This window comes from Novosphingobium sp. FKTRR1, assembly GCF_020404405.1.
Taxonomy (GTDB): Bacteria; Pseudomonadota; Alphaproteobacteria; order Sphingomonadales; family Sphingomonadaceae; genus Novosphingobium.
Window position 1 is genome coordinate 307,657 of sequence record NZ_JAIZDA010000004.1, and the last position, 23,508, is coordinate 331,164.

Consider the following 23,508-nt stretch of genomic DNA (forward strand, 5'->3'; position numbering starts at 1 on the left):
GAAACATGGGCTGTTTACCGTGGCATATGGTTACGCCTGAGACTTGGGCCCCGGCGGTATACGTATGCCATCTTCGCTCGCCGCCCTGCGCGCCGTACGTATTGGCCAGCGATTGGTCCGGCAACCGCCCAAGCGGTCCGGAGTCGTCATGCAGGGTCCGGTTTCAAGCCGGAAGCGTTTCAGGCCGGCCAACGGCCGGTTCGGGGGGAGTGAACAAGTCCATGACACACCACAGTTCCATTGCGCGCAGCGTCGGCTGCTCGCTGGCCGCACTCACGGTGGCCCTTGCTGCCACACCGGCCTTTGCCGCAGATGCATCCGCAGCCGCGACAGCGCCCGCTGCCGACACCGCCGGTACCGACACGGATAGCGGCACCATCGTCGTTTCGGGCATCCGCGCCTCGCTCAACGCTTCGGCCTCGATCAAGCGCGCTGCGCCGGCCATCGTCGAAGTGGTTTCGGCCGAAGACATCGGCAAGCTGCCCGACGTGTCGATCGCGGACTCGCTGGCGCGTTTGCCCGGCGTGACCGCACAGCGCCTCGAAGGGCGCGACCAGCGCCTGTCGATCCGCGGCCTTGGCCCGGATTTCTCGACCACGCTGCTCAACGGCCGCGAACAGGTTACCGTCGGCGACAACCGTGGCGTCGAATACGACCAGTATCCCAGCGAATTCTTCAAGAACGTGGTGGTGCACAAGGCCGCCGACCCGTCGCTGGTTGCCGCCGGCATCTCGGGCACGGTCGATTTGCGCATGCTGCGTCCGCTGGCCCAGCGTGACCGCATTGTCGCCGTGCAGCTGCGCGGCCAGATGAACGGCATGAAGTCGCTCAACCCGGATTCGGGCCGCTATGGCTATCGCGCGTCGGCCGCTTATGTCGACAAGTTCGCCGATGACACCTTCGGCATCGCGCTGGGCGTTTCAGCCACCGACGCGCCTTCGCAAGACGAGCGCTACAATGCCTGGGGCTTCCCCAATTCGTCGGCCACCGGCAATGCCCTGCTGCTGGGCGGGGCCAAGCCTTACGTCCAGTCGAACAAGCTGAAGCGCTATGGCGCGGTGGCGACGCTGGAATGGCAGCCGAACGACAACTTCCATTCGACACTCGACGTGCTCTATTCGAAGTTCGAGGAAACCCAGCGGCTGCGCGGCATCGAGTTCCCGATCGCGCCCGATTGGGGTTCGGGTGCGGCCGTTTCGCCCGGCTACAAGGTCAGCGACGGGCTGGTCACCGACGCCACCATCACCGGCGTCCACGCGGTGCAGCGCAACGACTACAACAAGCGCAAGGCCGACAACTTCTCGGTGGGCTGGAACAACGTCGTCAACCTGAGCGACACCACCCACCTGACGGTCGATGCCAGCTACAGCCATGCCAAGCGCACCGACTTCCTGCTCGAAACGTACACCGGCACCGGCTACAACACCGCCGGGGCATCGGACACGCTGCACATCTCGTCCAACCCCAATGGCACCTTCAGCATCGTGCCGACGCTGAACTATGCCGACAAGGCGCTGTTCGGCCTGACCGATCCGCGCGGCTGGGGCTATAACGGCACCACCGCCGTGGTGCAGGCAGGCTTCCTCAACCAGCCCAGCTTCAAGGACGATCTGGCGGCATTGCGCGCCAGCCTCGACGGTGAATTCGCCAATGCGGGGCCGATCAAGGGCTGGGAAGTCGGCGCCAACTTCAGCCACCGCAAGAAGACCAGCAACTTCCTTTCGTACTTCCTGTGCCCCAAGGGCACCGGCACCAACTGCACGGTCGCCAGCGGCACCACGCTGTTTGCACCGATCCCGCAGGCAGCGATCATCGGCAGCGTTCCGCTGGGCTACCTTGGCGTGCCCAGCATGATCGCGCTCGACCCGGTGTACCTGTACAACAATTCGCTGCAAAGCGTGTACGACAACCGCCCGGTGTCGCTGGTGCGCGACAACAGCGTGACCGAAAACGTGCTGACCGGCTATGCCATGCTCAAGCTGGATGGCGACGTTGCGGGCAAGAAGCTGACCGGCTCGATCGGCGTGCAGGCGGTCTACACCAACCAGAGCTCGGACGGTTCGATCTCGAACTTCTCGAACGGTACGGTCAGTGTCTACCCCGCCAATGGCGGCGACAAGTTCTGGCGCGTGCTGCCCAGCGCCAGCGTGGCGCTGGAAGTGTCGAACGGAACCTACGTCAAGGTTGCCAGCTCGCTGACGATGGTGCGCGCGCGCATGGATCAGGAGCGGGTCAACCAGGAGTTCGGCATCGACTTCACCCATCTGGGGTCGACCGATCCGGCCAAGAGCGTGTTCAGCTCGAACGGCGGCAACCCGCGCCTGCGCCCGTACATGTCGTTCAACGTCGATGCCTCGGTCGAGCACTACTTCGCCAAGGGCGGCTACGTCTCGGCGGCCGCGTACTACAAGCGCCTGACCGACTACGTCGATGCCAACAACAGCTTCATCTACGATTTCAAGGCGGCCACAGCTGGGCTTCCGGCCAACGTGGTGGCGCAGCTTGGCACGACGCTGGGCCTTGTCCACGCCCCGGCCAACAACGGGCGCGGCACGGTGAAGGGCGCCGAAGTCACCGCCTCGCTGCCGTTCAACCTGTTCACGCCCTCGCTTGACGGGTTCGGCTTCTTTGGCAGCGCTTCGTACACCGATAGTTCGATCGAACTGGGTTCCAACCCCGGCTCGTCGATCACCCTGCCGGGCCTTTCGGACTGGGTGGGCAATGCCTCGCTCTATTACGAGAAGAACGGGTTCCAGGTGCGCGCCAACTACCGCTACCGGTCGATGTTCCTGGCCGAAGTCGCGGGCCTTTCGGCCAACCCGACGTTCCGTCAGGCCAAGGCCGAGGGCATTCTGGACGCGCAGATCGGGTATGAATTCCAGCCCGGTTCGGCGCTGGCCGGTCTGTCGATCCTGTTCCAGGCCAAGAACCTGACCGACCGCCCGTTCATCACCTACCAGAACAACGATCCGCGTCAGGTGATCGACTATCAGCGCTATGGGCGCGACTACTACATCGGCCTCAGCTACAAGTTCTGAGGTTCGGGTCGCGGTTGACCGGGCAGGGGCAAAGTTCCCGCCCGGTCATCTGCCGACTGGCGTGGTTAGTCGGCATGGATAGGGGGAGTGGTCATGACGCAGGCGAACACGGTTTCCATCGTCATCGTCGGCGGCGGCACGGCCGGTTGGATGACGGCGGCTGCGCTTGGCCATTTTCTTGACCGCGGCTTTTCGGTCAGGCTGATCGAGAGCGAGGACATCGGTACGATCGGTGTCGGTGAAGCGACGATCCCGCAGATCCGCATGTTCAATCAGGCATTGGGCATCGACGAGGACGCGTTCATCCGGGCGACGCAGGCCAGCTTCAAGCTGGGCATCGAGTTCGTCGACTGGCTGCGGCCGGGCACCCGTTACATGCATGCGTTTGGCGATGTCGGTCGCCCGGTTGGGCTCTGCGCGTTCCAGCATTACTGGTCGCGCGGCAAGCGCGCCGGGTTTGCGGGCGGGACCGGTGACTACTGTCTCAACGAACTGGCCGCGTATGCCGGCAAGATGCATCGCGGCCCGGCGCTGACCGCGCAGACGGTGCCTCAGATGCCCCATGCCTATCACTTCGACGCCGGGCTTTACGCCGCGTTCCTGCGCCGGTTTGCCGAGGCGCGTGGCGTGATCCGCACCGAAGGCCTGATCGAGGCGGTGCTGCGCCACGGCGAGACCGGCGACGTTACCGCCGTGCAACTGCGCTCGGGCGAAGTGGTCGCAGGCAACTTGTTCATCGACTGTTCGGGCCTGCGCGCGCTGGTGATCGGCGAGGCGCTGGGTTCGGGCTATGAGGACTGGAGCCACTGGCTGCCGTGCGATCGCGCGCTCGCCGTGCCAAGCGAGCGGGTGGCCGATTTCACTCCTTATACCCGCTCCACCGCGCACGATGCGGGCTGGCAATGGCGCATTCCCTTGCAGCATCGCACCGGCAACGGGCGGGTTTATTGCAGCAGCTTCATCAGTGACGAGGCGGCGGCCGACAGCCTGCTGGCGCACCTTGATGCCCCGGCGCTGGCCGATCCGCGCCCGATCCGCTTCACCACCGGCCGCCGGGCGCAGGCGTGGAAGCACAACGTCATCGCCGTCGGGCTTTCCAGCGGGTTCCTTGAGCCGCTGGAGTCGACCTCGATCCACCTGATCCAGTCGGCGATCTCGCGCATCCTGGCGTTCCTGCCGGGCAGGTCGATCGCCCCTGCAGAGCGCGCCGAGTACAACCGCCAGACGGCCTTCGAGATGGAGCGCATCCGCGACTTCATCGTGCTGCACTACACGCTCAACGAACGCGACGAGCCGTTCTGGCGCCATCTGCGCGACATGGAACTGCCCGGCAGCCTGGCTGAGCGGATCGAGCTGTTCCGCCAGAGCGGGCACATTTTCCGTGAAGGCACCGAGCTGTTCAGCGAAGTGGCGTGGTTTCAGGTGATGGCGGGGCAAGGCATCGTGCCGCGCACCAGCCACGCCATGGCCGAGGCGATCCCCGAAGCCGACCTCAAGGCTTATCTCGATACCATCAACGCGCTCTACACCCGCGAAATGGGGCGTTACCCCGCGCATGCCGACTACATCGCGCGGCACTGCGCGGCGCAGCCCCAGCGCATAGGCGCTGCTGCATGATGCCTCGGCTGATCCTCGCCGCGCTGCTGCTGGGCGGTTCCCTCGCCGCCCCGCTCTGTAGCGTGCAGGCGCAGGAAGCGGTGCGGGCGCGGCCGGCCGCCGGCGAGACCGTCTATTTCGTGCTGCCCGACCGTTTCGACAACGGGGATCAGGGCAACGATCAGGGTGGCCTTGTCGGCGGACGGCTGGTGACGGGCTTCGATCCGGGGGCCAAGGGCTTCTATCACGGCGGTGACATCAAGGGTTTGATCGGCCGGTTGGATTACATCAAGGGACTTGGTGCGACCGCGCTGTGGGTCGGGCCGATCTTCAAGAACAAGCCGGTGCAGGGCGCTGCGGGTCAGGAAAGCGCAGGCTTCCACGGCTACTGGATTACCGACTTCACGCAAGTCGATCCGCACTTCGGCAGCAATGCCGATTTCAAGGCACTGGTCGATGCCGCGCATGCCCGTGGGCTAAAAGTTTACATGGACATCGTCGCCAACCACACCGCCGACGTGATCCAGTACCGCGAAGGGGCGGCGCTGGGCTATGCCTATCGCAGCCGCGCGGACTATCCCTATTCGCGACGGGGCGGGCTGGCTGGCCCGGCGATCAATTCAGGCTTTGCCGGGGACGAAGACAGCAGCGCATTCAACTTCGAACGGCTGACCGACCCGGCCTACGCCTATACCCCGTTCGTGCCCAAGGGCGAGGAACACGCCAAGGTACCCGACTGGCTGAACGATGTGGCGTTGTACCACAATCGCGGCAACTCGACTTACACCGGTGAAAGTGCCCGGTTCGGCGACTTTGCCGGGCTGGACGATCTGTTCACCGAGAATCCGCGCGTACGCGCCGGGATGATCGCGATTTATGCGCAATGGATCGCCGAATTCGGGATCGACGGCTATCGCATCGATACCGCGCGGCATGTCGATTCCGGGTTCTGGCAGGCATTCGTTCCGGCGATGCTCAAGGCGGCGCACGATCGCGGCATTCCCAACTTCACCATCTTTGGCGAAGTGGCGCGCGAGACTGCCGACAACGGCTATATTGCCCAGTTCACCCGCCGCGATGGCTATCCGGCGGTGCTCGACTTCGCGTTCCAGAGCGCGGTGCGCGACGTGCTGGGCAAGGGCCGTGGCACCGACACGCTGGCCGCGCTGTTCGAAGGCGACGTGCTGTACGAAGGCGGCGAGCAGGCCGCGCTCGCTTTGCCGACTTTCCTTGGCAACCACGACATGGGGCGTTTTGCCACCCTTGTTCGTGCCGACCGGCCCGGCATCGATGACAAGGCGTTGCTGGCACGGGTGATGCTGGGGCATGTCATGCTGATGACCTTGCGCGGCTCTCCGGTGATCTATTACGGCGATGAACAGGGCTTTGTCGGGGACGGCAACGACAACGATGCGCGCGAGGACATGTTCGCCTGCAAGGTCGCATCCTACAACGACAACCGCCTGTTGGGCACCGACCACACCACCGCGACCGCCAGCTTCGATCCGGGCCACCCGCTCTATCGCCTGATCGCCGCGCTGGGTGCGCTGCGCAAGGCGCATCCGGCGCTGGTTACCGGGCGACAGGTGGTGCGCAGCTATGCCGACAAGCCCGGCCTGTTCAGCGTTTCGCGCTTCGATCCGGTGACGGGCGCGGAATACCTGATCGCTTTCAACACCAGCGACCAGCCGATCCGCACCTCCAGCATGATCGGAACCGGCGCAACGCGGTTGCAGGCGCTGTTCGGCATGTGCCCGACCAGCGTTGCCGCGCCGGGTTCGGTGGTGCTTGAACTCCCCCCGCTCGGCAGTGCAGTCTGCCGGGCCGATCCCTCCCCAGACCATTCGGCAGGCCAATGACCAAGCATTCGAGCAATTCCTTACCGCTGCCGGCAGTCGCAAACGCGGCAGAACCCGCGCCCTGGTGGCGCGGTGCGGCGATCTACCAGATTTATCCGCGCAGCTTTCAGGATACCAATGGCGATGGCGTGGGCGATCTGGCCGGGATCACCCAGCGGCTCGATTACGTGGCGCGGCTGGGCGTCGACGCGATCTGGATTTCGCCGTTCTTCCAGTCGCCGATGGACGATTTCGGTTATGACGTCTCGGACTATTGCGCGGTCGATCCGATCTTCGGAACGCTCGATGATTTTGACGCGCTGGTGGCGCGAGCGCACGAACTGGGCCTGAAAGTCACCATCGATCAGGTCTATGCCCATACCAGCGAGCAGCACGACTGGTTCAAGGAAAGCCGCCAGTCGCGCGACAATCCCAAGGCGGACTGGTATGTCTGGGCCGATCCCAAGCCCGATGGCTCGCCGCCGTCGAACTGGCAATCGGTGTTCGGTGGTCCGGCCTGGCGGTGGGATGCGCGCCGCTGCCAGTATTACCTGCACAACTTCCTTGCCAGCCAGCCGCAGATGAACGCGCACAACCCCGATGTGCAGCAGGCCCTGCTTGACGTGATGCGTTTCTGGCTGGACCGCGGCGTCGATGGCTTCCGCATCGATGCGCTGAACTTCCTGATGCACGATCCGGCGATGCGCGACAATCCGCCCGCGCCTTATGATGGACGCCGTCGCACCCGCCCGTTCGACTACCAATTGAAGATCTACAACCAGTCGCACCCCGGAATCGTCGGCTTCATCGAACGCATCCGCGCGCTGTGCGACAGCTATGGTGCGGTGTTCACCGTTGCCGAAGTCGGCGGCGACTTGGCCGAGACCGAGATGAAGGCGTTCACACAAGGCGAAACGCATCTCAACAGCGCCTACGGCTTCGACTTTCTTTATGCGCCCGCCATCACCCCCGCACTGGTCCGCGACGTGCTGGCCAAATGGCCCGACGCGCCGGGCATCGGCTGGCCAAGCTGGGCGTTCGAGAACCACGATGCGCCGCGCGCGCTGTCTCGTTGGTGCGCGCCCGAGCAGATCGATGCGTTCGGGCGGCTGAAGGCGGTGTTGTTTGCCAGCTTGCGCGGCAACATCATCATCTATCAGGGCGAGGAACTGGGGCTGACGCAGGTCGATATCCCGTTCGAGCAGTTGCAGGATCCCGAAGCGATTGCCAACTGGCCGCTGACCCTGTCACGCGATGGCGTGCGTACGCCTATGCCCTGGGCCACCCAATCGCCCAACGGCGGGTTCAGCGATGCCGCGCCGTGGTTGCCGGTGGGTGAGGAAAACGCTGCCCGTGCGGTTGACCGGCAGGAACAGGACGATGCCTCGTTGCTCCACCTGACGCGCCAGCTGCTGGTGTTGCGCCGCGAAAATCCGGCGCTGCTGCTGGGTGATTTCGAGGTGCTGCTGGCCGATGACGCGCGGCTGGTCGTGCGGCGGACCGCTGCTGCCGCTGGGCAGTCGGTGATGGGCATCTTCAACCTTTCGGACCAGCCGGTGGGCTGGCCTGCCGAAATGCCGGTCGGGGGCCGCGTGCTTACTACCGTCAATGGCGCGCAATTCGGGCTGCTGCCGCCCTTTGCCGCGATGCTTGTAGAACAAGGGAACTGACATGCGCATCACTGCCGGACTTGCTGCGCCACTGGCGCTGACCTTTTCGTGCGTCCTGATTCCGGACGCTGCTTTCGCTGCCGAGCCGCTGAAATCGGAGCTGGCGCAGCCGCCGCAGGCAGCCTTGTCACCCGACCGCGCCGTTACCGCCGCATCGCCCGACGGCTCGCTGGTGGTGGCCGTCAGCATCGATAACGATGGCCGGCCAACTTACGCGCTGACCCGGCGTGGCAAGCCGCTGATCGCGGCGTCGAGCCTTGGCTTCATCCTTGCCGATGGGCCGACGATGGTGCGCGGCAACCACATCCTTGGCAGCGAAACCTCCAGCGGCGCCGAAACGTGGGAGCAGCCGTGGGGCGAGCGGCGCTTTGTCAACGACCGCCACAACGATCTGCTGGTCCGGTTCCAGCAGAGCCCGGAGTGGGGCGGCCGCCTGATGAACGTGCGGTTCCGCCTGTTCGACACCGGTTTCGCGCTGCGCTATGAAATGCCAGAGCAGGCGGGCATGAAGACCATGCGCATCGCCGATGAACTGACCGAGTTCGCGCTCGCGCAGGATGGCACCGCATGGTGGATGCCGGGCGGCGAATGGAACCGCTATGAACAGGTCTATCAAAAGACCGCCATCTCGGGCGTTTCGACCGCGCATACTCCGATCACGATGAAGCTGGCCGACGGCACGCACCTGGCGTTTCATGAGGCCGCGCTGGTCGATTATTCGGCGATGTGGTTCAAGCGTATCACGGGGACCAAGTTCCGCTCGACCCTTTCGCCTTCGCCCAATGGGCCCAAGGTGGTGCGCGATTTGCCGTTCCATACGCCATGGCGGTCGATCCGCATCGCCGATAACGCGGCTGGGCTGGTCGAAAACGACCTTGAACTGAACCTCAACGAACCGAACAAGCTGGGCGATGTAAGCTGGTTCAAGCCGATGAAGTACATCGGAATCTGGTGGGGCATGATCCGGGGCGACTGGACCTGGGCCGAAGGGCCACGCCACGGCGCGACCACCGAACGCACCAAGCAATACATCGACTTCGCCGCCAAGAACGGTTTTGGCGGGGTGCTGGTCGAAGGCTGGGACAAGGGCTGGAACGGCAACTGGTTCGGCCATGGGCAGGACTTCAGCTATACGCAGGCAACCCCTGACTTCGATCTGAAGGCGGTGACTGCCTATGCTGCCAGCAAGGGCGTGCAGTTGATCGGTCACCATGAAACCGGCGGCAACATCGCCAATTACGAAGCGCAGCTTGACGATGCCATGAAGCTTTATGCCAACCTTGGCGTCCATTCGGTCAAGACCGGGTACGTCGCCGATGCGGGCGGGATCATCGCACCGGGCGCAGCACCGGGCACCACGCAAATGGAATACCACGACGGCCAGCGGCAGGTGCAACACCACCTGAAGGTCGTGGAAACGGCGGCCAAGTATCACATCGCCATCGATGCGCACGAACCGGTCAAGGACACGGGCCTGCGCCGCACTTATCCCAACTGGATCGACCGCGAAGGCGCGCGTGGCATGGAATACAACGCCTGGGGCCAGTTCGCCAACGGGCCGGAGCACGAACCGACGCTGGTCTATACCCGGATGCTGTCGGGGCCGATGGACTTCACGCCGGGCGTGCTCAGTCTGGAAGGGGCCAACCACGCCCCGCTCGCCTCGACGCTGGCCAAGCAACTGGGGCTCTATCTGGCAATCTATTCGCCGATCCAGATGGCGGCCGACTTTGCCGAAACGCTGGCCGCCCATCCGAAGGAACTGGAGTTCATCCGGCAAGTTCCGGCCGACTGGGCGGAAAGCCACTTGGTCGCCGGTGAAGTCGGTGAATACGCGATCTTCGCGCGCAAGGACCGCAACAGCGCCGACTGGTATCTGGGCGGGGTCAACGATGCAACACCGCGCGACCTGACCCTGCCGCTCGATTTCCTCGATGCCGGGAAAAGCTACACCGCGACCATCTGGAGGGACGGGGAAGGGGCCACCTACCTGACCGAAGCGCGCCACAAGATCGCCTATGAGACCCGCACCGTGAAGAAGGGCGACAGCATCGCGCTGTGGCTGGCGGCGGGTGGCGGCGCGGCGATCCGGCTTCATCCCGCGGGGAAATGAGGGGAGATAAAGAAAGCCTTATATCTGCAGCTCCGCCCGAGATGAGGACCATTGCGCTGGCTGATGGTGCGGTGCAAAATGACCTTATCGCCCGGCCTGCCGATGCATAGCTATGACTCGCATACTTATGCATGGTGAATCGTCGGGATTTCCGGCCTAGGGCAGGCCCCGAAGATCGGGGTCTGCATCCCGGCCCCAAGGGGAGACTCGCATCGATGGTCGCCAAAAGCTGTTCAGCCCTGCTCCTGTTCGGGGCCACCGGTGATCTTTCGAAGCGCATGTTGTTGCCCTCGCTGTTCGGGCTGCACGAAGATGGCCTGATCGAGCCGGGCCTGCGTATCGTCGGCACCGCGCGTTCCGAGCATGACGACGCCGAGTTCCGCGCCTTTGCCGCGCAGGCGCTGACCGACTTCCTCCCCGAAGACCGCCGCGATCCCGGCAAGATCGCCTCGTTCCTCGACCGGCTGTCGTACCAGACGCTCGATGCCTCGAACCTCGACGGGTTTGCCGCGCTGGCCGAAAAGCTGGGCGACATCAGCTGCGGCCTTTCGATCTTCCTGTCGACCGCGCCCGCGCTGTTCGAGCCGACCATTCAGGGCCTGCGCCATGCCGGACTGGCGCACGACAACGTGCGGATCGGGTTGGAAAAGCCGTTGGGCAATGATCTGGAATCCAGCGCGCGCATCAACGACGCGGTGGCCGCAGGGTTCAACGAGCGGCAAATCTTCCGCATCGACCACTATCTCGGCAAGGAGCCGGTGCAGAACCTGATGGCGCTGCGCTTTGGCAACATGATGCTCGAACCGCTGTGGAACGCGGCCAACGTCGATCACGTGCAGATCACCGTCAGCGAGACTGTGGGCCTTGAAGGGCGCAAGGGCTTCTATGACGATACCGGCGCGCTGCGAGACATGGTGCAGAATCACATGCTGCAACTGCTGGCGCTGACCGCGATGGAACCGCCGCGCGATTACGATGCCACCTCGATCCGCGATGAAAAGGTCAAGCTGCTGCGCGCGCTGCGTCCGGTGAAGGCCGAGGAGATGGTGCGCGGCCAGTATCGCGCGGGCGCGGTCGGCGGGCAAGCGGTCAAAGGCTATCACGAGGATCTGGGCACCACTTCGGACACCGAAACGTTCGTTGCGATCAAGGCGCACGTCGACAACTGGCGCTGGCAGGGCGTGCCCTTCTATCTGCGTCACGGCAAGCGGCTGGGCGAGCGGCGCAGCGAGATCGTGATCCAGTTCAAGAACGTGCCGCACAACATCTTTGCCGAGCGCGGCGGCAAGCTGCGCGCCAACCGGCTGGTGATCCGCCTGCAGCCCGAGGAATACGTGCGGATGCAGGTCATGGCCAAGGAGCCCGGCCTCGATCGCGGCGGCATCACGCTGCGCGAGGTCAACCTCGATCTGTCGCTGACCACCGCCTTTGCCAAGACGCGCCGGCGTATCGCCTATGAGCGCTTGCTGCTCGATCTGATCGAAGGCGAACAGACGCTGTTCGTCCGGCGCGACGAGGTCGAGGCGCAGTGGAAATGGGTCGATGCCATCCGCAAGGTCTGGGCTGGCGGTGACGACGAGGTGAAGCCTTACGCCGCCGGAGGCTGGGGCCCGAACGCGGCGATCGCGCTGACCGAACGCGACGGGCGTAGCTGGAATGACTGATCCGACCATCGGCCTTGCCCCCGTCGTGGCGCGCTGGGCCGAACCCGGCGGTGCCGCCGCCGTGGCCGATCGCATCGCCGCCGAACTGGCGCGGCCCGGTCACAAGCGTATCGCGTTCACCGGCGGGTCCACTCCGCTCAAGGTGCTGGCCTTGCTCAAGGATCGACCGCTCTACTGGTCGCAGGTGACGATTGCCCTGACCGACGATCGCCGCGTTCCCGACGATCACCCGGCCAGCAACTTCGGCAAGATCCATGGCGCCTTGGGCGACAGCGGTGCCACGTTCGAGCGGCTGGCAGAGGGCGCGCCCGTCGCGCCGTTCGATCTGGTATGGCTCGGCATGGGCGAAGACGGGCATGTCGCCTCACTGTTCCCAACTATGCAGGCGCTGGTCCGCCCCGGCCCGACGGTGATCGCCACCACCCCGATTCCGCTGCCGCCTGAAGCCCCGTTCGACCGCCTGAGCCTGAATGAAAAGGCGCTAAAGGCCTCGCGCGAGATCATCCTCGTGGTCACCGGCGCCAGCAAGCGCGCGCTGATCGAGCGCGTGCTGGACGGTTGCACCGATTACCCCGTCGCCGATTTCCTGCGCGGCTTCGGCCCGCCTGTCACGATCTACTGGAGCGCATGATGGCCATCCACCCCGTTGTCGCCAAAGTGACCGAGCGCATCGTCAGGCGCTCGCAAACCACTCGCGCCGCCTATCTCGATCTGATCGCGCGGTCGAAGGATCAGGGCCTCAACCGCCCGCAACTGTCGTGCGGCAATCTTGCCCACGGCTTTGCCGCATCGGGCGAGGACAAGCTTGCCATCCGCAGCGGCAAGGCGATGAACATCGGAATCGTCACCGCCTACAACGACATGCTTTCGGCGCATCAGCCCTATGGCCGCTACCCCGACCTGATCAAGGTGTTCGCGCGCGAAGTGGGCGCCACCGCGCAAGTCGCGGGCGGCGTTCCGGCGATGTGCGACGGGGTGACGCAAGGTCAGGATTCGATGGAGCTGTCGCTGTTCAGCCGCGACACCATCGCCATGAGCACGGTGGTCGGCCTTAGCCACGCGATGTTCGAAGGCGCGCTGCTGCTGGGCATCTGCGACAAGATCGTGCCGGGCCTGCTGATCGGCAGCCTTCGTTTCGGGCACCTGCCGACGATCCTGGTGCCCTCGGGCCCGATGCCGACCGGCCTTGCCAACAAGGAAAAGGTGCGCATCCGCCAGCTTTATGCCGAAGGCAAAGTCGGGCGCGACGAACTGCTCGAAAGTGAAAGCGCCAGCTACCATTCGGCGGGCACTTGTACCTTCTACGGCACGGCCAACTCCAACCAGATGATGATGGAGATGATGGGCCTGCACCTGCCGGGCTCGTCGTTCGTGCTGCCGGGCACCAAGCTGCGGCAGGAACTCACCCGCGCCGCCGTCCACCGCATCGCACAGATCGGTTGGGACGGCGACGATTACCGTCCGTTGGGCCATTGCGTCGATGAAAAGGCGATCATCAACGCCATCGTCGGCCTGCTGGCCACCGGCGGCTCGACCAACCATGTCATCCACTTGCCTGCCATTGCGCGCGCGGCGGGCGTGCAGATCGACTGGGACGACATGGACGAGCTGTCAGCGGTCGTTCCGCTGATCGCCAACGTCTATCCCAATGGCGCGGGCGACGTGAACTATTTCCACGCGGCGGGCGGCATGCCCTATGTGATCCGCGAACTGATCGGCGGCGGGCTTGCCCATGCCGATATCCGCACCGTCTATGGCGCGTCGCTGGAAGAAGGCGCGCGCAATCCGGTAATGGATGGCGATACCTTGCGCTATGATCCGGCGCCCGAAGCGAGCGGCGATGACAAGATGCTGCGCCCGGTTTCCGCGCCGTTCCAGCGCGAAGGAGGCTTCCGTCTGCTCAAGGGCAACCTTGGCCGGGGCACGATCAAGGTCAGCGCGGTCGATAGTTCGCGCTGGACGATCGAGGCGCCGTGCCGCGTGTTTTCCGACCAGAACGACGTGTTGACCGCGTTCAAGGCCGGTGAGCTTGAGCGCGATGTGGTCGTGGTGGTGCGCTTTCAGGGGCCGGCCGCCAACGGCATGCCCGAGTTGCACAAGCTGACCCCGCCGCTGGGCGTGCTACAGGATCGTGGCTTCAAGGTGGCGCTGGTCACCGACGGGCGGATGTCCGGCGCTTCGGGCAAGGTTCCCGCCGCGATCCACGTTTCGCCCGAGGCGCGGCTTGGCGGCCCGCTGGCCAAGCTGCGCGATGGCGACTTGGTGCGAGTCTGCGCGGTCGACGGTCATCTGGAAGCGCTGGTTCCGGCTGATGAATGGGCTGCGCGCGAAGAAGCGGTTGCTCCGGGCGAGGGCCTCGGCGTAGGGCGCGAACTGTTCGCGCTGATGCGCCACCATGCCGATCCGGCGGAACGTGGCGGGTCGGCGATGTTGGCGGCGGCGGGTCTCTGACAGCTTTTCGGATTGGGGGATACGGGATGCAGGTTGTCGCGGTCGACATCGGGGGCACGCACGCCCGTTTTGCGCTGGCCGAAGTGGACGCGGGCGCGGTGGTGTCGCTGGGCGAGGCGGTGACGCTCAAGACCGCCGAACACCCCAGTTTCCAGCTCGCTTGGCAGGAGTTCGAGCGGCTTTCGGGCGGCAATCTCCCACGTGCGGCGGCGATTGCGGTGGCGGGGCCGGTGGGCGGCGACATCATCCGGTTCACCAACAACCCGTGGATCATCCGTCCTGCACTGATCCCCGAGAAGCTGGGCGCCGATGACTATGTCGTGGTCAACGACTTTGCCGCCGTTGCGCACGCGGTGGCGCAGGCCAAGGACGAGCACCTGCTGCATCTGACTGGCCCCGAAGAACCCTTGCCCGAAGTCGGCACGATCAGTGTCGTCGGTCCCGGAACCGGCCTTGGCGTGGCGATGCTGTGGCGCAATGGCGGCAGCTATCATGTCCAGCCGACCGAGGGCGGGCACATCGACTATGCCCCGCTCGATGCCATCGAGGACGCCATTCTGGCGCGGCTGCGCAAGCGTCATCGCCGGGTTTCGGTCGAGCGCGTGGTTGCCGGGCCCGGCATCGTCGACATCTACGAGACGCTTGCCGTAATCGAGGGCAAACCCTTCACCCCTCAGGACGACAAGGCGCTGTGGACGCTTGGCGCTTCCGGAGAGGACAGTCTGGCGGCGGCGGCGGTGGATCGCTTCTGCCTGTCGTTGGGCAGTGTGGCGGGTGATCTGGTGCTGGCGCATGGCTCAAGCGCGCTGGTCATGGCCGGTGGGCTTGGATATCGCATCCGCGATACGCTGGTGCGCTCGGGCTTTGCCGACCGGTTTCGCGCCAAGGGGCGGTTCGAGCAGATGATGGCGGGCATTCCGGTCAAGCTGATCACCCATCCGCAGCCAGGCCTGTTCGGCGCAGCGGCGGCTTTCGCCCACGCGCACGCCAACTGATCGGGCACGCCAACAGGCCACTTGCCAAGATCGGCGCGCTCGCCTAGCTCTTGACTTAATCGATCGATTAAGAGGCGAGGGAGAGTGCCCATGGATTTCGAAACGATCCGGCTTGAACGTGTCGGCAATGTTGCGCGCATCGTGCTCAACCGGCCCGAACGGCTCAATGCCTGCCCGCCGAACATGGCGGTCGAGATTTCGGATGCGCTGTCGCTGATCGGCGATGCGCGTGCGGTGCTGGTGACGGGTGAGGGCCGGGCGTTCTGCTCGGGCGCGGATCTCGCCGGAACCGGCAAGCGCGCACTTGCGGGCGGGGCGGGCAGCTACAAGGCGCTGACCGAATCGTACAACCCGATGATCCTCAAGTTCGCGCGCCTGCCGGTGCCGGTGGTCATGGCGGTCAACGGCGCGGCGGCAGGCGTAGGCTGCTCGATCGCACTGGCCGGTGACTTCACCATTGCGGGCAAGAGCGCCTATTTCCTGCAGGCTTTCGTCAACATCGGGCTGGTTCCCGATGGCGGGGCAAGCTGGATCCTGCCGCGCCTGATCGGCAAGGCGCGCGCGTCCCAGATGATGATGCTGGGCGAGCGGATCAGTGCCGAAAAGGCCGAGGACTGGGGCCTGATCTACAAGGCGGTCGACGACGAGGTCTTGCAGGATGAGGCGCTGGCACTGGCCGAGCGGCTTGCCAACGGGCCGACGGTGGCGCTTGGCACGATGCGCCAGAATCTGGCCAAGGCGCTCGACAGCGATCTGCCGACCGCCCTGCTGACCGAAGCCGAAGGCCAGTGGAAGGCCGGTGACAGCGCCGATGCCGCCGAAGGCATCCTTGCCTTCCTTGAAAAGCGCAAGACGCAGTTCACCGGCAAGTAAGACGCTTGCCGATGCGGGCGGGATCGTGGATTCAGGGGCCATGCACCTTGACCATGATCCCGCCGCTCCTGCGGGCGAGCCCATCGCTTTCGACGATTTCCTGAAGGTCGATATCCGCATCGGCACGGTGATTGCCGCCGAGCCATACCCACAGGCGCGCAAGCCCAGCCTGTTGCTGCGCATCGACTTCGGCCCGGGCATCGGCGTGCGCAAGACCAGCGCGCAAGTGGCCGCGAACTACACGCCCGAAGCGCTGATCGGCCGTCAGGTCGCCGCCGTGGTCAATTTCCCTCCGCGCCAGATCGGCAAGGTCATGTCCGAAGTGCTGACGCTGGGCTTCGCCGACGAGGAAGGGCGCGTCGTGCTGTTTGCGCCCGACCAGCCGGTGCCCAACGGATCAAGGCTGTTCTGATGGCCGGCAACCACGTCCCCACGGTCTGGACCGTCGGCTACGAACAAACGACGATGGACGCTTTCCTTGCCGTCTTGTTGGCGGCGCAGGTGGAGGTGGTTGCCGACGTTCGCGCGCTGCCGCTGTCGCGTCGCCCCGGCTTTTCCAAGACGGCGCTGGCAGCCAATTTGCGTCAGGCGGGGATCGACTACGTCCATTTCCGCGCGCTTGGCACACCGGCCGATGGTCGCGCCGCCGCGCGCCGCCACGATCATGTTGCGCTCGAACGGATCTATGCCGTCCAACTGGACTTGCCCGAAGCGATCATCGCCGCAGGCCGGTTGCGCGAACTGGCCGGGACGCGCCGCACCGCGCTACTTTGCTATGAACGGCAGGCTTGTGAATGCCATCGCACCTTGCTGCGCCAGTCGGCACTGACCGACTTCGAAGCCATTGATCTGGTGCCCGGCGATCTCGTGCCCGACTGAGCGGTTAGCTCAACTGCGCGCCAGCTCCTCGTCAAGGAACGCGGCGATGTCGGTAAGGTTCACGTCCTTGGCCAGGAACGTCTGCCCGATGCCGCGCAGCAGCAGGAAAGGCAGGGTGCCCGCGTCCATCTTCTTGTCGTGGAGCATGTGGTCGGCGAGCTTGCGCCCGTCGCAATCCAGGCCCAGCGCAGCCAGCGATGCGGGCAGGCCGACCGATCCGATGTGCGCGGCGATGCGCTCGGCATCCTGCCCGTGCATCAACCCCTGACGTACCGAGAACCGCGCGGCCAGCACCATACCAAGCGCCACGCCTTCGCCATGCAGCAAGCGGTCGGAGTAGCCGGTTTCTGCCTCAAGCGCGTGGCCGAAGGTGTGGCCGAGGTTGAGCAGCGCGCGCACGCCCGCCGTCTCCTTCTCGTCCGCCGCCACGATCCGCGCTTTTGCCGCAACCGAGCGCGCAATGGCGATTTCGCGTGCCGTGGCGTCACCGGCCAGCACTTTCGCGCCGTTTTCTTCGCACCATGCAAAGAACGGTGCATCATCGATCAGCCCGTACTTGATGACTTCGGCATAGCCTGCGCGCGTGTCGCGCAAGGGCAGCGTATCGAGCGCCAGCGGATCGGCCAGTACCAGCGAGGGCTGATGGAACGCGCCGACCAGATTCTTGCCGAGCGGTGTGTTGATCGCGGTCTTGCCGCCGACGCTCGAATCGACCTGCGCCAACAGTGTGGTCGGTAACTGGATGAAGCCGCAGCCGCGCTTGACCATAGAGGCGGCAAAGCCGGTCAGGTCGCCGATCACGCCGCCGCCCAGCGCGACCACGTTGTCGCGGCGTTCAACTTCCTGCGCCAGCAGGAAATCGACCACTTGCGCCAGATACGCCCACGATTTGGTCGCCTCACCCGCCGGCAGCACCAGCCAGTGCGATGTGATGCCCTCTGCCGCGAACGAATCCGTGACCGTATCGCGCCACGCCGCGGCAACGTTGCTGTCGGTGACGACGGCTACGTGGTTCTTGCGGATGAACGGTCTGCAGTGATGGCCTGCATTGCGCAGTACGCCTGTCTCGATCCGCACATCGTAAGGAGCGCCAGCGATGGCGACCGGGATCACAGCCATTGGTCGATTGCCCTCAAGATGCGGTGCGCGGTGACGCCGTGCGGCTGATGGCCGCTCATGATGTGGATCGGCGCCTCGGCATAGAATGGCGCCCGTTCGTCGCGCAGCCGGGTCAGAATTTCGCGCGGATTGCCCTGCCGCAGCAGCGGCCGGTTGTCCTTGCGCGATACCCGTTCGAGCAGGGTTTCGACGCTGCCGTCGATCCACACCGCGATTGCTTTTTCCAGCGTCCGCGCGCGGGTGTCGGGATCGACGAAGGCGCCGCCGCCGGTCGCAAGGATCTTGGCGTCCTCCCGGCTGCCGGTGCCAAGCAACCGGCTGATGACCCGCCGCTCGCCATCGCGGAAATAGGCTTCGCCGTAAGTGGCGAAGATTTCCGGGATGGTCATGTGGGCTGCGCGCTCGATCTCCTCGTCGGCATCGACGAAAGGCAGGCCGGTGAGTGTTTCCAGCTTGCGGCCGACGGTGGTCTTGCCCACGCCCATCATGCCGACCAGCACGACCGGGCGATCGATGGCGCGCGCGATGCGGTCGATTTCCGCAGGTGTGAGAGTGTCATGCTCCATTGCCGGGCGGGCTATACTTGCGCTAGGGCCAAGCGCAAGCACCTGTGCATCCCCAAGCAAGCTTCCGAGCGATGCGATGCAAGGGGCCTGACCACGATGCGGATGGAGCGAGCCGGGTGAACGTCTGGTGAAAAAGGGTTTCTGGCTGGTTGCTGTCGCGCTTTTGCTGGCGTCTGCGACCGTGTTACTGGTGGTGGCATGGATGATGGGTGGCCCCCGGCCAACGACATGGATCGAGCAACCGGTAGCGCAAGGCGCATCACCGGCTGGAAACGGCCAATGACGTCGCGGCGCGTGAAACTGCTGATGTGCGCCGGACTGGTCGTTGCCGGGCTGTCGGGAGCGGTGGCTGCACAGGAATCGCTTCTGCCACCCGGTTTTGACGACAAGCCCGCAGCGCCGCAACGTGCGCCGCGCGCGCCAGCGACGGCCAAGACACCCTCTGCAACCGCCAAGCCCGCCGCCCGGCCGGGTGCTCAATCTGCCGCCAAGCCGACCGGACCTGTTGCTGCGGCCAAACCGGGCGGTACGGCAACACCTGTTGCCCGCCCGGCTCAGCCAGTTGCACGCGGGCCCGCTCCACTTGTCGCCCAAGTGCCCGAGGACGCCGGAGTCAGTGCCGGCACGACCGGTCGCGATGCACCTGCGCAGATAGCAGCAGCGCCGGTGGACAATCTCGACGATATCGATCCGGCGTTGATCGACCAGTTGATCCGCTCGGCCACGCCGAAGGTCGACATTCCGCCGCAGGCGCAGCGCAGTTTGGCCCAGGTCGGCTTTCTGGCGGAGGCCGATGGCGGTCTGCCCGCTACATCGACGCACTACCTTAATGGCGCCTATGTCGGTCCGATCCTTGACCATTTGCAAGGACGGCTGGTGTCGCGCTGGGGGCACATCCTGTTGCGCCGCACATTGGCGAGCAGGCTGGATACGCCGGTCGGCATGAACGGCGCCGATTGGGCGGCAGCGCGCGCGCAAGTGCTGTTGCGCATGGGGGAGGCCGATGCTGCGCGGCAACTGGTTCAGGCCGTCGACAACGGGTTCTATACCCGCAATCTTGAAGACGCTGCCTTGGCAGCGATGCTGGCCACTGCCGATCCGGTGGGGATCTGCCCGGTAACCGCGCTGACGGCTGCTGCGCATCCCGGCTGGGACTGGGATCTGTCGCGCGCGATCTGCCTTGCTTTCACCGGGGGCGAAGGGGCCCCGGCGATGGCGCGGCTCGATCAGGCGATGCGCAAGGGCACCGGCGATCGCATCGACATCCTGTTGGCGCAGAAATTTGCCGGAGCGGCCGCGCATTCGCGCCGGGCAGTGACGATCGAATGGAAGGGCGTCGATGCGCTGACCGCGTGGCGCACCGGCCTTGCCTTTGCCACCGGGATCGAGCCGCCCGAATCGCTGCGCGCCTCATCGGGTGCGGGCTATGCCTTGCTGGCGACGCGCGCGCCGATGTTGAGCCTCGCCGCGCGCGCGCGCGCCGCCGATATCGCTGCCGGACGGGGCGTGCTGTCGAGCGCGGCAATGATCGATCTTTACGCACAGATTGCCGCGCTGGAAGAGCCCGACGCCGTATGGGGGCCGCTCGCCGGCAAACTGCGCACGGCTTATACTGCCCCCGAGGCGGGCGATCGGCTGAGCGCGATCAAGGATCTGTGGGGCGATGCGAGCGATCCCGACCGGGCCTTTTCGCGCCTTGTGCTCACCGCCTACGCCGCTGCCCGGATGGTCCCCGAACAGGGGCTGTCGGGCGATGCCGAAGGGCTGATCGCCTCGATGCTGACCGCAGGGCTGGATCGTAACGCTGCGCGCTGGGCACCATACCTGTCGGTCGGCAGCGAGGCTTGGGGGCTGATCATGCTCGCCTCTCCGGGCAAGCTCTCGGCAATCTCCACCGCCAACCTCGATTCGTTCGTTTCGGGTGATGACAGCAGCAATCAATTGCGCGCGCGCTTCCTTGTCGCGGGGCTGGCCGGACTTGGCCGGATCGACGCCAACACCGCGCGCGAGGTCGCTGCCAAGCTGAAACTCGATCTGGCCCGCGAAACCCGCTGGACCCGCGCAATCGATGCCGCGGCGGAATCGGACAATCCGGCGCTGGTCGCTTTGCTCGCAGCGTTCGGTATGCAGGGCGATCGGTGGGACCACATGACCGGGCTGCACTTGTATCACATCGTTTCGGCCTTGCGCCGGGTCGGGCTTGACGGGGAAGCACGGATGATCGCGGCAGAGGCGGTGTCGCGGGTCTGATGAGCACCGGATCGGATGATCCTGTCCGTGCTTTTCTGGCCATGCTGTCCGCCGAACGCGGTGCATCGGCCAATACCTTGGCCGCCTATGGTCGCGATCTGAAAGGGGCCACAGCGGTCATCGGTGATCTCGCCGGGGCCGACCGGGCGGCTTTGCAGAAACTCGGGCAAGCATGGGGTGATCTGGCCCCGGCCAGTCTGGCGCGCAAGGCGTCTGCGTTGCGGCAGTTCTACGCATTCCTGCAGGACGAGGGCCTGCGCGAGGATGATCCATCCGGCGCGCTGCCGCGTCCGCGGGCCCGCCGGCCATTGCCGCGCCTGCTCAGCCATGCCGAAATCACCGCGCTGTTCGAACTGGCCGAGGCCGATGCCGCGCATGGCGATCCTGTCGCCGTGCGGTTGCTGGCATTGCTCGAACTGCTCTATGGTTCGGGACTGCGCGCGACCGAGCTTGTGTCATTGCCGCTGGCGGCGGTGCCGCGCGATGCGCCGTTCGTGACGATAACCGGCAAGGGCGGGCAGCAGCGGCTGGTGCCGGTGGGAACGCGAGCGGGCAAAGCGCTGACGCACTGGCTGGACTTGCGCGTGGCCGGTGGGCGCTATGTGTTCCCCAGTCCACGTGGCGGGCACCTTACGCGGGTGCGGCTGTTCCAGTTGTTGCGCGATCTGGCCGCGCGCGCCGGGCTCGATCCCGAGAAGGTCAGCCCGCACGTGTTGCGCCATGCCTTTGCCACCCACTTGCTCGAAGGCGGGGCGGACTTGCGCGTTCTGCAGACCCTGCTTGGCCACGCCGACATCGCCACCACCCAGATCTATACCCATGTCGATGCGTCGCGGCTGGTCACGCTGGTCAATCAACGCCATCCGCTGGGGGTCACGCAGGGACAAGTGCGTATCGGTGGTTGACCGCAGCTCGCCGCCTGCGTAGCGCGCAGTGTCATGATTTCGTATCTCGAATTCGAAAAGCCGGTCGCCGCGCTCGAAGCGCGCATTGCCGAATTGCGCGACACTGCCACAAGCGGTGACCTGGATCTTTCAACGGAGATTCGGCGGCTTGAGGCCAAGTCGGCGGAACTGCTTGCGGCCACTTACAAGGCGTTGACGCCTTGGCAGAAGACGCAAGTCGCCCGTCACCCGGCGCGCCCGCACTTTCAAGACTATGTGGCGCAAGCCTTTGCCGATTTCATGCCGTTGGGCGGTGACCGCCTTTACGGCGAGGATCAGGCCATCGTCGGTGGTTTTGCCCGACTCGGCAACCGCCGCGTGATGCTGATCGGCCATGAAAAGGGCAACGACACGCAAAGCCGCATCCGCCACAACTTCGGCATGGGCAAGCCGGAGGGCTACCGCAAGGCGGTGCGCCTGATGGAACTGGCCAGCCGGTTCGGCCTTCCGGTCGTAACGCTGGTCGACACCTCGGGTGCGTTTCCGGGGGTTGAGGCTGAGGAACGTGGCCAGGCCGAAGCCATCGCCCGCTCGACCGAGGCCTGTCTTGCACTCGGTGTGCCGATGGTTGCCACGATCGTCGGTGAGGGCGGCTCGGGCGGAGCGGTTGCGCTGGCCAGCGCCGAGCGCGTTTTGATGCTCGAACACGCGGTCTATGCGGTTATTTCGCCCGAAGGTTGCGCCTCGATCCTGTGGCGCACTGCGGAGAAGGCACCCGACGCCGCCGAGGCCATGAAAGTGACCGCGCGGGATCTGCTTGCGCTGGGCGTGATCGACCGGATCGTGCCTGAACCCGTCGGCGGGGCCCATCGCGATCCGGCAGCAGCCGCTGCGGCACTGGCCAAGGCGATCGGCGAGGAACTGGACGGGCTGGCCGGGCGCAAGCCTGAAGCGCTGCGCAGCCTGCGTGCGGAACGGTTCCTGCGCATCGGCGGGTGATTCCGCTTCTCAGCCGCGCTTCCCATGAACCTGTGCGATGAATGCATCGCCCGGATGACGGTTGCGTGCATCATCCAGGGATCGTCGCGCACTGGAAGACTTGCTGCGCGCACGAAAAAACGGGCGGGGAAACCCCACCCGTTTTCCGTTTTCGCAAAGCGCGCGGAAGTTCTTAGAACTTGCCGTCCTGCGCGTTGTTCATGTCGTTCGACACCAGCGAGAAGGTGTTCGAGAGCGAGTTGCCGAGCGAAGCCATCGCGGTGATGGCGGCGACGGCGATCAGGGCGGCGATCAGGCCGTATTCGATTGCGGTCGCGCCGTCTTCGTTGGCGAGCAGGTCACGGAAAAGCTTCATCATGGTCTCCTGTATGTGTCCTCGATATTCCCGGCCCGCACCAAACTTTTATCCCCGGAGCGGACGCCACATTGCTAGGCGGCAAAGCCTAAGAGCCCGATTCAAAAGTCTGTCATGCGGCTGAAAGTCGCGCAATTCTGCGGGTTAGCATCCGGATAGAAGCGATATTCGCCCACGCGGTCGAGCTCTCGATGGAGCGTTCCCAGTCTTTGGCGAGG

Annotated in this window: 18 protein-coding genes and 1 pseudogene; 15 read left to right on the top strand and 4 right to left on the bottom strand. The window is 65.2% G+C overall.

Features of this window, described 5'->3' with window-relative positions; all coding sequences use genetic code 11:
- Window positions 1-221: 221 nt before the first annotated feature.
- The 12 genes from LDN95_RS06835 (at window position 222) to LDN95_RS06890 (ending at window position 17,117) form a co-directional block, all read left to right on the top strand.
- A complete protein-coding gene (locus LDN95_RS06835; protein ID WP_226016896.1) occupies window positions 222-3,038 on the top strand; it encodes a TonB-dependent receptor in 2,817 nt (938 codons plus the stop codon).
- Between the two features lie 93 nt (window positions 3,039-3,131).
- Window positions 3,132-4,655, top strand: coding sequence for a tryptophan halogenase family protein (locus LDN95_RS06840; protein WP_226016897.1), 1,524 nt, complete (start codon window positions 3,132-3,134; stop codon window positions 4,653-4,655).
- A complete protein-coding gene (locus tag LDN95_RS06845; protein ID WP_226016928.1) occupies window positions 4,655-6,493 on the top strand; it encodes an alpha-amylase family glycosyl hydrolase in 1,839 nt (612 codons plus the stop codon). The genes LDN95_RS06840 and LDN95_RS06845 overlap by 1 nt, the downstream gene beginning before the upstream one ends.
- Window positions 6,490-8,142 carry an alpha-amylase family glycosyl hydrolase gene (locus LDN95_RS06850; protein ID WP_226016898.1) on the top strand — a complete coding sequence of 551 codons (1,653 nt, stop codon included), beginning with the start codon at window positions 6,490-6,492 and terminating at the stop codon, window positions 8,140-8,142. The genes LDN95_RS06845 and LDN95_RS06850 overlap by 4 nt, the downstream gene beginning before the upstream one ends.
- Before the next feature lies 1 nt (window position 8,143).
- Window positions 8,144-10,255 (top strand): glycoside hydrolase family 97 protein, encoded by a 2,112-nt coding sequence (locus LDN95_RS06855; protein WP_226016899.1) that lies wholly within the window; start codon window positions 8,144-8,146, stop codon window positions 10,253-10,255.
- 215 nt (window positions 10,256-10,470) lie between these two features.
- Window positions 10,471-11,919 (top strand): glucose-6-phosphate dehydrogenase, encoded by a 1,449-nt coding sequence (zwf, locus tag LDN95_RS06860; RefSeq protein ID WP_226016900.1) that lies wholly within the window; start codon window positions 10,471-10,473, stop codon window positions 11,917-11,919.
- Window positions 11,912-12,550, top strand: coding sequence for a 6-phosphogluconolactonase (locus LDN95_RS06865; RefSeq protein ID WP_226016901.1), 639 nt, complete (start codon window positions 11,912-11,914; stop codon window positions 12,548-12,550). The genes zwf and LDN95_RS06865 overlap by 8 nt, the downstream gene beginning before the upstream one ends.
- Window positions 12,547-14,370: a phosphogluconate dehydratase gene (gene edd / locus LDN95_RS06870; RefSeq protein WP_226016902.1), complete on the top strand. Its 1,824-nt coding sequence runs from the start codon at window positions 12,547-12,549 to the stop codon at window positions 14,368-14,370. The genes LDN95_RS06865 and edd overlap by 4 nt, the downstream gene beginning before the upstream one ends.
- Before the next feature lie 26 nt (window positions 14,371-14,396).
- On the top strand, window positions 14,397-15,365 hold the full coding sequence (locus LDN95_RS06875; RefSeq protein ID WP_226016903.1) for a glucokinase: 969 nt from the start codon (window positions 14,397-14,399) through the stop codon (window positions 15,363-15,365).
- A 90-nt stretch (window positions 15,366-15,455) separates the two neighbouring features.
- Entirely contained in the window at window positions 15,456-16,238 is a 783-nt protein-coding gene (locus LDN95_RS06880; protein WP_226016904.1) for an enoyl-CoA hydratase-related protein, read from the top strand.
- Window positions 16,239-16,278: 40 nt separating this feature from the next.
- Entirely contained in the window at window positions 16,279-16,650 is a 372-nt protein-coding gene (locus tag LDN95_RS06885; RefSeq protein WP_226016905.1) for a tRNA-binding protein, read from the top strand.
- The gene (locus LDN95_RS06890) at window positions 16,650-17,117 is read left to right on the top strand and encodes a DUF488 family protein (protein ID WP_226016906.1); all 468 of its coding nucleotides are present in this window, start codon (window positions 16,650-16,652) and stop codon (window positions 17,115-17,117) included. Before LDN95_RS06885 ends, LDN95_RS06890 begins: the two co-directional genes overlap by 1 nt.
- A gap of 9 nt (window positions 17,118-17,126) precedes the next feature.
- Here the strand turns inward: LDN95_RS06890 and aroB are convergent, their stop codons facing one another.
- Together aroB and LDN95_RS06900 are read right to left on the bottom strand one after the other, a co-directional pair.
- Entirely contained in the window at window positions 17,127-18,236 is a 1,110-nt protein-coding gene (gene aroB / locus LDN95_RS06895) for a 3-dehydroquinate synthase (protein ID WP_226016907.1), read from the bottom strand.
- On the bottom strand, window positions 18,227-18,802 hold the full coding sequence (locus LDN95_RS06900) for a shikimate kinase (RefSeq protein ID WP_226016908.1): 576 nt from the start codon (window positions 18,800-18,802) through the stop codon (window positions 18,227-18,229). The genes aroB and LDN95_RS06900 overlap by 10 nt, the downstream gene beginning before the upstream one ends.
- A 279-nt stretch (window positions 18,803-19,081) precedes the next feature.
- Between LDN95_RS06900 and LDN95_RS06905 the strand changes: the two genes are divergently transcribed.
- From LDN95_RS06905 to LDN95_RS06915, 3 genes are read left to right on the top strand one after another with little or no spacing between them, the layout of a single operon-like run.
- A complete protein-coding gene (locus LDN95_RS06905; RefSeq protein ID WP_226016909.1) occupies window positions 19,082-21,052 on the top strand; it encodes a hypothetical protein in 1,971 nt (656 codons plus the stop codon).
- Window positions 21,052-21,957 carry a tyrosine recombinase gene (locus LDN95_RS06910; protein WP_226016910.1) on the top strand — a complete coding sequence of 302 codons (906 nt, stop codon included), beginning with the start codon at window positions 21,052-21,054 and terminating at the stop codon, window positions 21,955-21,957. The genes LDN95_RS06905 and LDN95_RS06910 overlap by 1 nt, the downstream gene beginning before the upstream one ends.
- A 33-nt stretch (window positions 21,958-21,990) precedes the next feature.
- Window positions 21,991-22,935 carry an acetyl-CoA carboxylase carboxyltransferase subunit alpha gene (locus tag LDN95_RS06915; protein WP_226016911.1) on the top strand — a complete coding sequence of 315 codons (945 nt, stop codon included), beginning with the start codon at window positions 21,991-21,993 and terminating at the stop codon, window positions 22,933-22,935.
- A 172-nt stretch (window positions 22,936-23,107) separates the two neighbouring features.
- On the opposite strand, the gene LDN95_RS06920 is transcribed toward LDN95_RS06915, so the two are convergent.
- On the bottom strand, window positions 23,108-23,290 hold the full coding sequence (locus tag LDN95_RS06920) for a Flp family type IVb pilin (RefSeq protein ID WP_226016912.1): 183 nt from the start codon (window positions 23,288-23,290) through the stop codon (window positions 23,108-23,110).
- A 112-nt stretch (window positions 23,291-23,402) separates the two neighbouring features.
- Window positions 23,403-23,508: pseudogene (locus LDN95_RS06925) on the bottom strand (IS5/IS1182 family transposase); the annotation flags it as partial.

Excerpts from the sequence above, each read along its gene's own strand:
- LDN95_RS06835 (WP_226016896.1), top strand. The coding sequence starts at position 222 with ATGACACACCACAGTTCCATTGCGCGCAGCGTCGGCTGCTCGCTGGCC.
- LDN95_RS06840 (WP_226016897.1), top strand. The coding sequence starts at position 3,132 with ATGACGCAGGCGAACACGGTTTCCATCGTCATCGTCGGCGGCGGCACG.
- LDN95_RS06845 (WP_226016928.1), top strand. The coding sequence starts at position 4,655 with ATGCCTCGGCTGATCCTCGCCGCGCTGCTGCTGGGCGGTTCCCTCGCC.
- LDN95_RS06850 (WP_226016898.1), top strand. The coding sequence starts at position 6,490 with ATGACCAAGCATTCGAGCAATTCCTTACCGCTGCCGGCAGTCGCAAAC.
- LDN95_RS06855 (WP_226016899.1), top strand. The coding sequence starts at position 8,144 with ATGCGCATCACTGCCGGACTTGCTGCGCCACTGGCGCTGACCTTTTCG.
- zwf (WP_226016900.1), top strand. The coding sequence starts at position 10,471 with ATGGTCGCCAAAAGCTGTTCAGCCCTGCTCCTGTTCGGGGCCACCGGT.
- LDN95_RS06865 (WP_226016901.1), top strand. The coding sequence starts at position 11,912 with ATGACTGATCCGACCATCGGCCTTGCCCCCGTCGTGGCGCGCTGGGCC.
- edd (WP_226016902.1), top strand. The coding sequence starts at position 12,547 with ATGATGGCCATCCACCCCGTTGTCGCCAAAGTGACCGAGCGCATCGTC.
- LDN95_RS06875 (WP_226016903.1), top strand. The coding sequence starts at position 14,397 with ATGCAGGTTGTCGCGGTCGACATCGGGGGCACGCACGCCCGTTTTGCG.
- LDN95_RS06880 (WP_226016904.1), top strand. The coding sequence starts at position 15,456 with ATGGATTTCGAAACGATCCGGCTTGAACGTGTCGGCAATGTTGCGCGC.
- LDN95_RS06885 (WP_226016905.1), top strand. The coding sequence starts at position 16,279 with ATGCACCTTGACCATGATCCCGCCGCTCCTGCGGGCGAGCCCATCGCT.
- LDN95_RS06890 (WP_226016906.1), top strand. The coding sequence starts at position 16,650 with ATGGCCGGCAACCACGTCCCCACGGTCTGGACCGTCGGCTACGAACAA.
- aroB (WP_226016907.1), bottom strand. The coding sequence starts at position 18,236 with ATGGCTGTGATCCCGGTCGCCATCGCTGGCGCTCCTTACGATGTGCGG.
- LDN95_RS06900 (WP_226016908.1), bottom strand. The coding sequence starts at position 18,802 with ATGGAGCATGACACTCTCACACCTGCGGAAATCGACCGCATCGCGCGC.
- LDN95_RS06905 (WP_226016909.1), top strand. The coding sequence starts at position 19,082 with ATGACGTCGCGGCGCGTGAAACTGCTGATGTGCGCCGGACTGGTCGTT.
- LDN95_RS06910 (WP_226016910.1), top strand. The coding sequence starts at position 21,052 with ATGAGCACCGGATCGGATGATCCTGTCCGTGCTTTTCTGGCCATGCTG.
- LDN95_RS06915 (WP_226016911.1), top strand. The coding sequence starts at position 21,991 with ATGATTTCGTATCTCGAATTCGAAAAGCCGGTCGCCGCGCTCGAAGCG.
- LDN95_RS06920 (WP_226016912.1), bottom strand. The coding sequence starts at position 23,290 with ATGAAGCTTTTCCGTGACCTGCTCGCCAACGAAGACGGCGCGACCGCA.